The organism is Tumebacillus algifaecis, from assembly GCF_002243515.1.
GTDB classification, from domain to species: Bacteria; Bacillota; Bacilli; order Tumebacillales; family Tumebacillaceae; genus Tumebacillus_A; species Tumebacillus_A algifaecis.
In genome coordinates, this window is the sequence record NZ_CP022657.1 from 1,473,398 (window position 1) to 1,488,078 (window position 14,681).

Sequence of the window (14,681 nt, forward strand, 5' to 3'; positions counted from 1 at the left end):
CGAATAGTGAGTGTAGATTGCAACAGATTGGAATCGCTTCATCATTTAAAAAGTATAGAACTCAATGGAGTTTCCATGACTGGAGGAACTACTCATGCTCGAAACGCAGGTATTGTCTGCTACGCTTGTGGATCTGCTGCGCTACAGAGCACAGGTGCAGCCCAGCCAACTTGCGTATCGCTTTCTGGTTGAAGAGGAGGAATTGGAGTATTCATATGCTCTGCTCGATCAAAAAGCGCGCGCGCTCGGCGCCTTGTTGCAAAGTATGGGGGCCACCGGAGAACGTGCCTTGTTGCTTTATCCACCAGGGCCGGATTATGTGGTCGCCTTTTTTGGTTGTCTATATGCGGGCGTGGTCGCTGTACCTGCTTATCCGCCGCGACAAAATGGCAATCTGTCGCGGTTGGTCGCCGTCGCTTCGGACGCCAAAGCGACGCTCGCGCTCACCACTGATGAAATTTTCAAAAATATTGAACGACGCTATACCGACACGCCGGGCTTGGCTGCACTTCGTCTGATCGCCACCGATCATTTGGATGGCTCGCTTGCCGTGGAATGGAGGCACCCAGGCACCGATGCGTCGGCACTTGCGTTTTTGCAATACACGTCCGGCTCGACGTCGGCACCGAAAGGCGTCATGTTGAGCCAAGGCAATTTGATGCACAATCTCGGACTGATCCACAATTGTTTTGGCATTGCACCTGTTGGCACCAAAGGCGTGCTGTGGTTGCCTCCCTTTCATGATATGGGATTGATCGGCGGCGTGTTGCAACCGCTGTACGGCGGTTACGAGATGACCTTGATGCAGCCAGTCGCATTTATTCAAAAGCCGTTGCGCTGGTTGGAAACGATCTCCCGTCTCGGTGGAACGCTGGGCGGCGGGCCGAACTTCGCCTATGACCTTTGCGTACAAAAAATCACGCCGGAGCAACGCGACACGCTCGATCTCTCCACGTGGGAGACGGCGTTTACTGGAGCCGAACCGATTCGTCATGAGACGTTGGCGCGTTTCTCCGAGTTCTTCGCTCCCTGCGGATTCCGAAAAGAGGCATTCTATCCCTGTTACGGCTTGGCCGAAGCGACTTTGTTCGTCACCGGGGGACTGAAGAAAGAAGCGCCGATCACGCTTGCCTTTGATGGCGACGCGCTGGAGAAAAACAAAGTCTGCCCGACAACGCAAGTCACCGATACAACGCGTGTGCTCGTCGGCTGTGGCAGTCCGGATCGCACCGACCAGCGCGTGCAGATCGTGCATCCCGAAACGTTCACCCCCTGTCAAGAAGATGAGGTCGGTGAAATCTGGGTCGGCGGATTGAGCACTGCGCTCGGCTATTGGAATGCTGACGACAAGACGGCCGAGACGTTTGGCGCTCGCTTGGCGAACGGAGAAGGCCCCTTTTTGCGGACTGGAGATCTCGGCTTTCTCGTGGAGGGGGAATTGTTCGTCACGGGACGACTCAAAGACCTAATCATCATCCGTGGACGCAATCATTACCCGCAGGATCTGGAATTTACCGTTTCTGATGCGCACCTCGCTGTGCCCGCCGGTGCAGGCGCAGCGTTTTCTGTTGAGGTGGACGGGGAAGAGCGACTGGTCATCGTCAGCGAAGTTGAGCGCGCTCACCGCAAAGGCAACCTCGCGGAAGTTGCCACCGCCATTCGCCAAGCGGTCGCACAACATCACGATCTGCAAACATATGGCGTCGTGCTGATCAAACCGGCGAGCATTCCGAAGACCTCCAGCGGCAAAATTCAGCGACACGCCTGCCGACAGCGTTTCTTGGAAGGAACGTTGGAAGCGTTGCATACGGATGTACTTGGGCGGCAGACTGCGACAGACGCACCACCACAAGCGGGCTTTGATTTCGGCACGCTCGACCGCAAGGCGTTGCAGTCGCTTGATGAGAGTGAACGCTTGATCGCGTTAGAAAATTACCTGCAGGTTAAAGCGTCCGCCGTGTTAAAAGTGAACCCGACGCAGATTGAGCGCAGCCGATCGCTGAACGCTCTGGGTCTCGATTCGCTGATGGCAGTCGAGTTGAAAAACGAAGTGGAAGAGGCGTACCAGATCGAATTGCCGCTCACCGCCTTGTTGGACGGCCCGAGCATCACCGAGCTTGCGACAGACGTCTTGGTAATGCTTAGTGTTGCACAGGAAACGGTGGCAGAGTCGGAAGTTTCCGCCGCAGATGATACTGAGTTCCCGCTTTCATTCGGTCAGCGCTCGCTGTGGTTCATGCAACGACTCGCTCCGGACAGCGCTGCCTATAACGTGGCACGCGCCGTAAAGGTACCGGGTCGATTGGACAAAACTGCGCTCCAGGCCGCTTTTTATCGGCTGGCGGTCGCCCATCCGCAACTGCGCACCCGCATCGTAACCCAAAAGGGTCAACCGTGGCAACAGGTGCAGGAGCAGCCCGAATTTCTTTTTTCAATCGAAGATGCTTCCTCTTGGAGCGCGGCACAGCTTGAACAGCGCATCACGGAGGAAGCGAACCGCCCGTTCGATCTGGCTAGCGGCCCGTTGTGGCGTGTGCACATGTTCTCAACCTCGGACGACGAGCATGTGTTACTGCTGACGATGCATCATATCATCACCGATTTCTGGTCGCTCGGCCTGTTGATCAGCGAACTGCGCGAGCTCTATCCGGCGCTGGTCGCTGGCACGGAGCTTCCTGCGTTGACCGCAGCTTCGCATCGCTATAGCGACTATGTGCACCGCCAAGCGGAGCGGCTGTCTGGAGCCACGGGGGAGCGGCTGTTGAATTATTGGAAGCAACAGTTGGCAGGACAATTGCCTGTGCTCAACCTGCCGACCGACCGACCCAGACCGCCTGTGCAGACGTTCCGAGGTGCGGCGCACTCCTTCCGCCTCGAAAAAGCACTGACCGAGCAGATCAAAACGTTTGCTAAGCGATACAACACCACGCTGTACACAGCATTGCTCGCCGCCTACCAAGTGCTTTTGCACCGCTATAGTGGGCAGGATGACATCTTGGTCGGCTCTCCGACTGCGGGGCGCGCATCGGCGAAAGATGCGACGACGTTCGGTTATTTTGTTAATCCGATCGTGCTGCGCGGGCGTTTTGCAGAACGTCCGACCTTCGCCGCGTTTATCGAAGAGCTGCGTCAGACGGTGCTCGGTGCACTCGACCACCAAGAGTACCCCTTCGCTTTGCTCGTCGAGAAGCTTCACCCGCAGCGTGACCCGAGCGTCTCGCCGCTGTTCCAAGCGTTTTTCGTTTTGCAAAAATCACATCTGCTGGACCGTGACGGCTTGACAGCATTTGCGCTCAATGAAGCGGGTGCACAGCTTGCGGGCGGCCTTCCGATGGAGTCGATGCGTTTGGAACAGACGCATGTGCAGTATGATCTGATCCTGACGATGGCCGAACTGGACGGTGAACTGGCGGCCACCTTTGAATACAACGCCGATTTGTTCGACCCTGCGACCATCGCACGCATGAGTGGGCATTTCACCACGCTTTTGCAAGGTTTGCTCACAGCGCCGGACGCTCCTGTCAGCACAGCTCCGCTCTTGACAGCAGCGGAAGAGACCCAATTGCTCGATGGCTGGAACGACACCCAAGCCGATTTTGGCGACGTTGTCTGTGCCCACGATCTATTTGCACAGCTTGCGGCACAACAGCCGAATGCGATCGCCGTGGAAGCGGGCGCTGTTTCGTTGACCTATGGCGAACTGAACAGGCGCGCCAATCAACTCGCACACTACCTGCAACAAGCGGGCGTCCGGTCAGAAACGCTGGTCGGCATCTCGGTCGAACGCTCGGTGGAGATGGTCATCGGCATGCTCGGCATCCTCAAGGCGGGTGGTGCTTACGTACCGCTTGACCCGACCTATCCGAGCGAGCGGCTGTCCTTCATGTTGGAGGATGCTGACGTGCGCGTTCTGCTCACGCAACAGCATCTGGTCGAGCGACTGCCCAAGCATGGCGCCAAGCAGATCCTGCTCGATGCGGATGCCGCGCAGATCGCGGAGTCGAGCATGGACGATCCGACAGTCAGCGCATCGCCGGACGACCTTGCGTATGTGATCTACACGTCCGGCTCGACAGGCAAACCGAAAGGCGTGTTGCTCGAACATGCCGGGCTGTTCAATCTTGTCCACGTGTTGCAGGAGGCGTATGCCATCGGGAGCCAGACTCGCCTGTTGCAATTTGCTTCCTTCTCGTTTGACGCCTCGGTGGCGGAAGTGTTCACCGTGCTGACCGCAGGGGGACGTTGATCCTCGCAGAAAAAAATGATCTGCTGCCGGGACCGTCCCTGCTGAAGGTGTTGCATGACAAGCGGATCGAGAATGTTACCTTGCCGCCTTCGGTGCTCGCGATGTTGCCTGCCGACTCGTTGCCGCATCTGCGCACGGTGATTTCCGCAGGGGAAGCGTGTACACAGGAGATCGTCACGCGCTGGGCGACAGGCGGGCGCCGTTTTGTGAACGGGTACGGTCCGACCGAAAACACCGTTTGCACCACGCACGCTGTGCTGACGGCAGACTCGGATGTCCATATCGGTCGCCCCAACCGCAACGTCAACGTCTACATCCTCGATGCACACGGTCAGCCGACGCCGATCGGCGTGCCAGGTGAATTGTACATCGGCGGTGCGATGCTCGCTCGCGGCTACTTGAACCGCACCGACCTGACTGCAGAAAAATTCGTTTCCCACCCGCACCTCGTGAATGGGAAAGCCAAGCTGTACCGCACGGGCGACCTCGCGCGTTGGCGGGCGGACGGGACGATCGAATACATGGGCCGCCTCGACCATCAGGTCAAGCTGCGCGGGTTCCGCATCGAGCTAGGCGAGATCGAAGCGCTGCTCAGCGGCCAGTCCGGCGTGGGAAATGGCGTGGTGCTGGTTCGCGAAGACAAACCAGGTGAAAAGCGCCTCGTCGCTTATGTGACGACAAAAGCAGGTGCGGCGCTCACCGTGCCCGACTTGCGCCAAACGTTAAAAACGGAGTTGCCCGACTACATGGTGCCGTCGTTGTTCGTGTTGCTTGATGAATTTCCGCTCACGGCAAACGGCAAGATCGACCGCGGAGCGCTTCCAGCCCCGGATCGTGGCCGTGCGGTAGGTGCTGAGTATGTGGCACCTGCTTCAGAATTGGAGCAGCAGGTGACAGCGATTTGGCAGGAAGTGCTCGGCGTCGATCAGATCGGCGTACATGACAATTTCTTTGATCTCGGCGGCCATTCGCTGTTGATGGTACAAGTCCACGAGCGTCTCCAAGCGCAGATGCAGCGTGAGTTTTCCGTTGTGGAAATGTTCAAATATCCAACCGTCTTTGCCGTGGTCAAATTTTTACAACAAGACGTGGTGGCCAAGCATTCGATCGATGAAATTCGCGATCAAGCCAGCAAACAAAGAGAAGCGCTCAACAAGCGCAAGCAGTTGCTAAAAGATAGGAGGAAGTAAGCAGATGAGTGAGATCCAGGACTTGCAAGGGATTGCCATCATCGGGATGTCCGGTCGGTTCCCGGGCGCTGCGAACACCAAGGAATTTTGGGAGAACTTGAAAAATGGGGTGGAATCGATCCGCCCCCTTGCTGATGAGGAAGTGGAAGACTCCAACATCGACCGTGAAGACCCGAGCTACGTACAGGCAGCCGCGCCGCTCGAAGGGGCGGAGGATTTTGACGCGCCCTTCTTTGACATGGTGAAACGGGAAGCGGAAACGACCGATCCCCAGCATCGCATCTTCTTGGAGTGTGCCTATGAAGCGCTCGAAGACAGCGGCTACGATGGCCGTTCGTACGATGGGCGGATCGCCGTGTTTGGCGGAGTAGGTCGCAACAGCTATTTGCAAAACCTGCTCTCCAACCCGGACATCGTCAATGCGGTCGGCTCGTACCAAGCGGGCATCGGCAACGATCACGACTTTTTGGCCACCCGCGTCGCTTACAAGTTGAACTTGCAAGGTCCGGCGATGACGGTGCAGACCGCCTGCTCGACATCGCTGGTCGCGGTGCACATGGCCTGCCAAAGCTTGCTCACCTATGAATCGGACATGGCGCTCGCTGGCGGCGCGTCTGTAAAATTTCCGCAAAAAGCGGGGTACCTGTGGCAAGAAGGAGGGATTTTCTCTCCGGACGGTCATTGTCGTGCCTTTGACGAAAATTCAGCGGGGATGGTCGTCGGGAACGGTGGCGGCGTCGTGTTGCTCAAGCGCCTTGAAGACGCAGTCGCAGATGGCGACACGATCTATGCGGTGATTCGCGCTTCAGCGATCAACAACGACGGCTCGAACAAAGTCGGCTACACCGCACCGAGCGTAGACCGTCAGGAAAGCGTGATCGCGCAGGCCATCGCCATCGCGGACATCGATCCGGCTTCGATCAGCTATGTCGAAGCGCACGGCACCGGAACGGCGCTCGGTGACCCGATTGAAGTGGCAGCTCTGACGCAGGCGTTTAGGATGAGCACAGACGAGACGGGCTATTGCGCACTCGGTTCGGTCAAGACGAACGTCGGTCACCTCGACGCAGCGGCTGGTGTGACCGGCCTGATCAAAACGGTGCTCTCCTTGCACCACAAGCAGATTCCGCCGAGCCTGCATTTTGAAAATCCGAATCCGAAAATCGACTTTGCCAACTCTCCGTTTTTCGTTAACACCGAACTTCGCGATTGGACCGCTTCAGCAGACGCCCCGCGCCGAGCGGGAGTCTCTTCGTTTGGCATCGGCGGCACCAACGCGCATGTCATTTTAGAAGAAGCTCCAGCAGTGGGAAGCTCAGCTGTGGCGAGCGATCTCAATCTGCTCGTGCTCTCGGCGAAAACGGAATCGGCGCTCGCGAAATCGACAGACAATCTGGCTGCGCATCTGGAGCAGGAGCAAGACCTGAATCTGTCCGATGTGGCCTACACGTTGCAGACAGGTCGTGCAGCGTACAACCATCGCCGCATCGTCGTGGCCAAAGATCTGGCCGAGGCGGCACAGGCTTTGCGCGAACTCGATCCGAAAAAAGTGCAGTCGAGCGGACTGAAATCCAACCATACCCCGTCTGTCGCCTTCCTGTTCTCAGGTCAAGGTTCTCAGTATGCCAACATGGGTCGCGAGTTGTATGAATCGGAAGCAATTTTTAAAGAAGAGATCGACCGCTGTGCCTTGCTGTTGAAACCGCATCTCGGTCTTGACCTCCGCGACCTATTTTTCCCGGCGAAAGGCAATGAAGTGGATGCGCAGGAGCTGTTGAATCAAACGCAATTCACCCAGCCGGCACTGTTCGTCTTCGAGTATGCCTTGGCACAGCTTTGGCTGGCGCGCGGCGTGCAACCGGAGGCGATGATCGGTCACTCGATCGGTGAATATACGGCAGCTGTGCTCGCAGGCGTCATGAACGTAGACGAAGCGTTGCCGCTCGTCGCGGCGCGTGGTCGCCTGATGCAGGCGATGGAGCCAGGCTCGATGCTGGCGATTCCACTGCCTGAAGCTGATGTGGCAGCGCTGCTCCCGTCCGAACTTTCGATCGCAGGCGTGAACGGTCCGCAAGCGACCGTTGTCGCAGGCCCGACGGCGGCGATTGAGCACTTGGAAGCGGAGTTGCAAAAGCAAGACCTGCACTTCAAGCGACTTGATACCTCTCATGCTTTCCATTCCGCGATGATGGAGCCGATGCTCGATCACTATGCGGCCGAAGTGCAAAAGGTGCAATTGAACGCGCCGAATCTGCCCTATCTCTCCAACGTGTCTGGCACATGGATCACAGCGGAAGAGGCCACCGACCCGGCGTACTATGTCCGCCATCTGCGTCAAGCTGTGCGTTTTGGCGACAACGTGGCCGAACTGGTCAAACAGCCGGGCCGCATTTTGCTGGAGGTGGGCCCGGGCCGATCGCTTGGCACTGTGGTCAAGCAATCTCTGCAAGGCACGGAGACGGAAGCGGTCGTGTTGTCCTCGACTCGTCATCGCGACGAAGGGCAGTCTGATCGTGCGTTCTTCCTGATGGCGTTCGGGCAGCTCTGGCTGAACGGTGTGGATGTCGATTTTGCATCCCTCTATGGTGGAGACTCCCGCCATCGCTTGCACCTGCCGACCTATCCGTTTGAGAAACAGCGCTATTTTGTGGAAGCAAACAAGAATGCCTATCAAGCGCCGCGCCCGGTCGGACGGCAGGCGAACCTCGCCGACTGGTTCCACATCCCGGCCTGGAAGCAGACCGCACCGCTGCAAGCAAAAGCGGAGGAGCCGTCCGTCTATCTGTTGCTACAAGATGAAGTGGGTGTGGGCACAACGCTTGCAGACCGCCTGAAAAAGCAGGGTCATGAGGTGATCGAGGTTCGCATCGGTGCAGAATTTGCCGAAGTGGACGCAGGGGTCTATACGCTCAATTCAGCTGATCGCGGCGCGTACAGCCAATTGCTCAAAGCGCTGATCGAACAGGAGAAAATTCCGAAGCGCATCGTCCACCTGTGGTCGTTGACCGACGAGGCCCAAAGCTATGAACAGGCCCAAGAACGTGGCTTCTACGCGCTGATCAACTTGGTGCAGGCGCTTGGCGAACAGAACCGCAGTGAGTCGTTTACGCTCACTGCGATCACCAACTCGTTGCAGGAAGTGACCAGCGAAGCGATCCTTGCTCCGGCGCGTGCGACCCTGTTCGGTGCACTCAAAGTCATTCCGCAGGAGTTTGCCAACGTGACCACGCGCGCGATCGATATCGAGCTTGGCAAGTTGGGCAAGCTGACCGAACGCCTGCTGGCTGAGATCGCACAAGCTCCGGCAGAGGAGACAGTGGTCGCCTACCGTGGTGCGCACCGCTTTGTGCAAGCGTTTGAGCGCGCCAAACTCCCCGAGCTGGCAACGACAGCAACCGACCTTCGTCCAAATGGCGTCTACCTGATCACTGGGGCAACGGGTGAAATCGGCTTGCACGTGGCCGAACATCTGGCCCATGCACAGGGTGCGAAACTGATCTTGCTCGGCCATGCCGATTTCCCAGCGAGCGCAGACTGGAACGCATATCTTGCTGCGCAGACAGACGCAGACGATGCGACCGCCCAGCAGATCGGCAGACTGCTGCAACTCGGGAAAACCACCGAACTGCTCTACCACAGCCTCGACATCACCGATGCTGATGCTTTGCGAGCGGTGCTACGCGAAGCAGTTGAGCGCTACGGGGCAGTACATGGTCTGTTCCACACTGAAGAGTTGATGGGTTCGGGACTGATTCAACTGAAAACGCAAGAAGCGATGGAAACGGTCTTCGCTCCCAAAGTAAAAGGTACACTTGCGCTCGCCGAAGCGACGGCCGATTTGGAACTCGACTTTTTCGCGCTCTTCTCGCGGATGCTGTCGGTCACTGGCGGTTTCGGCCAAGTGGACAACACGGCAGCCAACGCGTTTCTCGACAGTTTCGCCCGCGCGCACAGCGCGGCGAGCGGCACGCACACGCTGTCGATCGACTGGGGCATGTGGCAATTTGACAACTTGCTCCAAGGCCAGCCGATCCTGCCGGAGATGGTCGCACAATTGCAACAGATGCAAAAGCAGTTCGGCATCTCGGCAACTGAAGGCATGGATGGATTCGGACGTATTTTGGCGAGCGGCCTGACGCATGTCATCGTCTCCACTCAAGACCTGCAAACGGTGATCGATGAAACGAATGGCATGAACGCAACTTCGTACTTCGACGGCTTGAAAGGCAACCGCAGCGTGGATGCCAACCGTCCGTATATCGCACCGCGCAATGACGTGGAGGAGCAAGTCGCGCTGATCTGGCAAGACCTGTTCGGCGTCGATCAAGTCTCGATCCACGACAACTTCTTCGACCTCGGCGGCAACTCGCTGCTCGGCGTGCAGTTGGTGACGCGCATCCGCAACGCTTTCGAAATCGACCTGCCGATGAGCGCCCTGTTCGAATCGGCGAGCGTGGCCGAACTGTCCCAGTACATCGCCGACCACCAGCTCAAACCGGAAGAACTGGACGAACTCGAAGCGTTGCTCGCCGAGATCGAGGGCCTGAGCGAAGATGATATTGAGGCAGAACTGGCCGAGGAGGGCATCGAATGAGTTCGCTGAACAACCGTTTGAAAAATCTTACGCCCGAGCAGCGCGCCGTATTGGAGAAGCGGATGAAGGCGAAAGGAATGAACACCGCGGTGGTCAGTTCGACTCAAGAGTCGTCAGCCCTTCCGCCAAACATGCTAGCAGCGATGGGAGGCGGTCAAGCTGCCGCTTCCAAAAAACAAAGGCCACGCCTGACCGATAAGGGAATGGAGTTTTCCATCTTCTTCTTTTCCGGGGACGGTTCGACCGAAGATGGCGACAAATACCGCATGTTGATCGATTCGGTCAAATATGCAGACCAACACGGTTTCAAAGCGGTGTGGACGCCAGAGCGCCATTTTGAAGATTTCGGCGGGTTGTATCCCAACCCGTCGGTCCTCTCCGCCGCTTTGGCGATGATCACCGAAAACATCCAGATTCGCGCCGGTTCGGTCGCGCTTCCGCTACACCATCCGATCCGTTTTGTCGAAGAGTGGGCGGTGGTAGACAACCTGTCTGGCGGTCGCACCGCCGTGTCCTTTGCCTCGGGCTGGCACCCGTCCGACTTCCTGATCGCACCGACGCCGACGCGCGACTATTACAACCAGCGCAAAGAGGTGATGATCGACAACATCAAGACGATCAAAAAGCTCTGGTCTGGTGAAACGGTGCAGATGATCGGCATCGATGGACAGGAGCAGGCGGTCAAAGTCCTGCCCCGCCCGCTGCAAGACGAATTGGAAATCTGGGTCGCCACCAATGGCTCGGAGGACACCTACATCAAAGCGGCTGAAACGGGCTCGCACATCTTGACCGGACTGACCAACCAAACGCTCGACGAGTTTGAAGAAAAGATCAAGCTCTATCGCGAGACATTGGCGCAGCACGGGTTCGACCCGGAACAAGGCAAGATCACCGTCATGTTGCACACCTGTGTCGGGGAAACGAATGAAGAGATCAAAAACAAAGTGCGCGACCCGCTGAAAGACTATCTCAAAACGTTCATCAAACAGCAAAAAAATGTGATGGGCAACTACGACGATTTTTCCGAAGCGGATCAAGATGCGATCGTTACGTACGCCTTCGATAAATATTTTGCCGAAAGTTCTCTGTTTGGCACCGTGGACAAATGCTCGGGGCTGATCGAAGATCTGATCGACATCGGTGTCAATGAAGTGGCCTGTCTCGTCGATTTTGGCATTTCCACAGCCGATGTGATGAGTTCGATGAACTACCTCGGCAAGTTGAAAGACAAATACACGCTGTAGCGCTTCTTGGAGGGAATCTTTACATGAAAAACAATCTGTCAGACCGTTTGGCGGCGCTCACCCCAGAGCAGCGTGCCATCTTTGAAAAGCGGGCCAAGGCCAAAAACTTGGCAGCCGAAAAATTGATGCTCAAGCAAGATCGGATTCCCAAGCGCGGCCACAAGAACCCGAGCCCGCTGGCGATCGACCAAGAGCGGCTCTGGTTCTTCCACATGATGAACCCGGACGAGCCGACCTACAACGTGTATGGTGCGATCAATATGAAAGGGACGCTGAACGTCGAAGTGTTCGAGCATAGCTTCAACGAGATCGTCCGCCGCCACGAAGCATGGCGCACCACGTTTGAAATGCTGGAAGGCCAGCCGATGCAATTGGTGCACGATGAGCTGATCGTGCCGATGGAATTGCTCGACCTGACCGACCTGCCGCACGACGAGCGAGAGGAAGCTGCCAAGCAGGCGATGTCCGAAGTGATCCAGATTCCGTTCGATCTGGAAGTGCCGCCGCTTGTGCGCACCAACCTGATTCGCAAGCATGAGGATGAGTGGCTGTTCGTGCTCACCGTCCACCATATCGTCACCGACCGCGTGACGTTCTCGATCTTCTTCCATGAGATGATGGCGCACTACAAAGCATTCCTGAACGGCCAGCCGTCGGTGCTCCCCGAGCCGCAGATCTCCTATGCGGACTTCTCGGAGTGGCAGCGCAAATACCTGACCGGAGATGTGAAAGACAACCTGGTCAACTACTGGAAAAAGACGCTCGACGGCAGCGACTTCGTCCTGAACATCCCGACCGATTTCCCGCGTCCGGCCATTCAGGACTTTAAAGGGGCGCGCGTGTTCCTCGACATTCCGATGGAGACGGCGAACCGTTTGAAAGAGATCGGCAAAAAAGAAGGTGCCTCCGCCTTCATGACGCTGCTCGCCGTTTATTATGCGCTGTTGTACCGTTACACAGGGCAGGAAGACCTGCTGGTCGGCACACCGTTTGCCAACCGCAATCGCGGTGAGATGGAAGGGGTGATCGGCTACTTCCTGACCTCCGTCGTGCTCCGTGCGCAAGTCGAGCCGAACATGACGTTCAAAGAGCTGCTCCGCCGCGTCAAAGATGTGTCGCTGGAAGCGTACGCGAACAACGACATCCCGTTCGGCCTCCTGCTCGATGAGCTGAAACCGCCGCGCGATGGCTCGCGCAACCCGATCTTCCAAGCGTGCTTCGTCTACGTCGATGTGATGGAGGACAAATTGGAACTTCCCCATCTGGAGTTGAAATATGAGCTGACCGATGCGGAGACGGCCAAGTATGACTTGACGATCGGCTTGATGGAAGTGGAAGACGGCATCACCGGCTTCTTCGAGTATGCTCCGGCGATGTTCCGCAAAGAGACGATCGAGCAGATCACGAGCCACTGGATGAACATGATCGACGCTGTGATTGAAAATCCGGAGCTGAAAGTCTCGGAAATGCCGCTCTTTTCGGCAGACGAGGCGCAGAAGGTATTGCGGGACTGGAACAACACCGACCGTCCGCGTCCGGAGCGTTCGATCATGCACGAACTGTTCGAAGCACAGGCGCTGAAAACGCCCGATAACAAAGCGGTGATTCTGGGCGATGAATACCTGACCTACCGCGAGCTGAACGAGCGCGCCAACCGCCTCGCCAACTTCTTGCAAGCGCGCGGCGTCGGGCATGAGTCGCTGGTCGGCATCTACATGGGCCGCACCTTAGAGATGATGGTCGCGATGATCGGAATTTTGAAAGCGGGCGGCGCACAGGTCATGCTGGAGCCGAGCTATCCGCAAGATCGCTTGGCCAAGATGCTGGAAGACGCGAAACTGACGGTGGTGCTGACCCAAGAGACGCTGCTCGGCCGCCTGCCGGAAAACGGCGCACCAGAATTTGCGCTCGACCGCGACTGGGCGATTGTCGGCGAGGAAAGCGCGACGAAACCGGAGAGCCCGGCGGAAGAGACCTCTTTGGCCTACGTCATGTACACGTCCGGTTCCACGGGGCGCCCGAAAGGCGTGATGATCGAACACCGCTCGGTCGTCAACACGATGTTGCATCTGGTCGAGCGTTTCGAGCTGACGGGCGAAGACCGCATGTTCTTCAAGTCGCTCGTCGGCTTTGACGGAACGGTACTGGAATATTTCTCGCCGTTGCTCGCGGGTGCTGCTGTCGTCCTCTGCGAAGAAGGCGGTCACCATGATACGCACTATTTGATCCGTGAGATGATCAAGCAAGGGGCGACGATCACACAGGTGATTCCGTCGGTGATGAATCTGCTCGTCGATACGCCGGGCATCGAAAATGTGACGACGCTCAAATACCTGCTCTTGGGCGGGGAAGCAGTCTCCACGTCTTTGCGCGACCGCATTCATCAGCGGATGCCGCACACCAATCTGGTCAACATCTACGGCCCGTCAGAAACGTCCGTCTTCTCTACCGACTATATTTTTGAACGCACAGACAAACGGACCTCGGTGCCGATCGGCTACCCGATCGCCAACATCAAGACGTACGTGCTGGATAAGCATCTCAATCCGGTGCCGGTCGGTTCCTATGGCGAACTGCATATCGGTGGCGTCGGCGTCACGCGCGGCTATTTGAACCGTCCAGAATTGAATGAAGAGCGTTTTGTGCAAAATCCATTCGTCAAGGACGGTGGACGCCTGTACAAGACGGGTGACATCGTGCGCTGGCTGCCGGATGGCACGCTGGAGTACCAAGGCCGCATCGACAACCAAGTCAAGATCAGCGGCGTGCGCATCGAGACGGGCGAGGTGGAAACGGCGTTGCTCAAGCATCCGTCGATTCAACAGAGCGCCGTTGTCGTTCGCGAAGATGTGCCAGGACTGAAGCGCCTTGTCGCCTATCTGATCGGTGATGTCACCTCGTCATCCGAACTGCGTGAGTTTTTGAAAACACGCCTGCCCGATGCGATGATCCCGACTGCGTACCTGTTTGTCGATCACTTCCCGCTCTCGCCAAACGGCAAGCTCGACCGCAAAGCCCTGCCGCAACCGCAGGTGGACGAGGCGGTCTACGAACGCGACTATGTCGCACCGCAAAATGATCTGGAAGATCTGCTTGCCGGCATTTGGCGCGAAATTCTCGGCTTGCCGAAAGTTGGTACAAAAAGCAACTTCTTTGAACTGGGCGGACAGTCGCTCCATGCGATGCAGATGATCGGACGCGTCCGTGAACTGTTCCAGATCGAGGTGCCAGTCACCAAACTGTTCTCCGTCACGACGATTGGCGGACTTGCCGAATTGCTCTGCGAGTATGAGCAAAAACCAGGTCAGGCTGAAGCGATCGCCCGTCTGCGCAAGCGGTTGGCGAACATGTCGGACGATGAAAAGCGAGCGATGCTCGAAGCGAAGAAAACGGGTAGGGGGTAAGCA

4 protein-coding genes and 1 pseudogene are annotated in these 14,681 nt (G+C 57.3%); all 5 read left to right on the forward strand.

Annotation, left to right across the window (positions count from 1 at the left end):
* Positions 1-94 precede the first annotated feature (94 nt).
* Positions 95-5,037: pseudogene (locus CIG75_RS06640) on the forward strand (amino acid adenylation domain-containing protein); the annotation flags it as partial.
* Between the two features lie 99 nt (positions 5,038-5,136).
* Complete coding sequence (locus CIG75_RS21675) at positions 5,137-5,436, forward strand: phosphopantetheine-binding protein (RefSeq protein ID WP_227874416.1); 300 nt, start codon at positions 5,137-5,139, stop codon at positions 5,434-5,436.
* A 4-nt stretch (positions 5,437-5,440) separates the two neighbouring features.
* Entirely contained in the window at positions 5,441-10,030 is a 4,590-nt protein-coding gene (locus tag CIG75_RS06650; protein ID WP_094235932.1) for a type I polyketide synthase, read from the forward strand.
* The gene (locus CIG75_RS06655) at positions 10,027-11,274 is read left to right on the forward strand and encodes a MupA/Atu3671 family FMN-dependent luciferase-like monooxygenase (RefSeq protein WP_094235933.1); all 1,248 of its coding nucleotides are present in this window, start codon (positions 10,027-10,029) and stop codon (positions 11,272-11,274) included. Before CIG75_RS06650 ends, CIG75_RS06655 begins: the two co-directional genes overlap by 4 nt.
* Before the next feature lie 23 nt (positions 11,275-11,297).
* Positions 11,298-14,678 (forward strand): non-ribosomal peptide synthetase, encoded by a 3,381-nt coding sequence (locus tag CIG75_RS06660; protein ID WP_094235934.1) that lies wholly within the window; start codon positions 11,298-11,300, stop codon positions 14,676-14,678.
* The last annotated feature ends 3 nt before the right edge of the window (positions 14,679-14,681 follow it).

Bases quoted from the DNA above. Each gene is read 5' to 3' on its own strand.
- CIG75_RS06650 (WP_094235932.1), top strand. From the start codon at position 5,441: ATGAGTGAGATCCAGGACTTGCAAGGGATTGCCATCATCGGGATGTCC.
- CIG75_RS06655 (WP_094235933.1), top strand. From the start codon at position 10,027: ATGAGTTCGCTGAACAACCGTTTGAAAAATCTTACGCCCGAGCAGCGC.
- CIG75_RS06660 (WP_094235934.1), top strand. From the start codon at position 11,298: ATGAAAAACAATCTGTCAGACCGTTTGGCGGCGCTCACCCCAGAGCAG.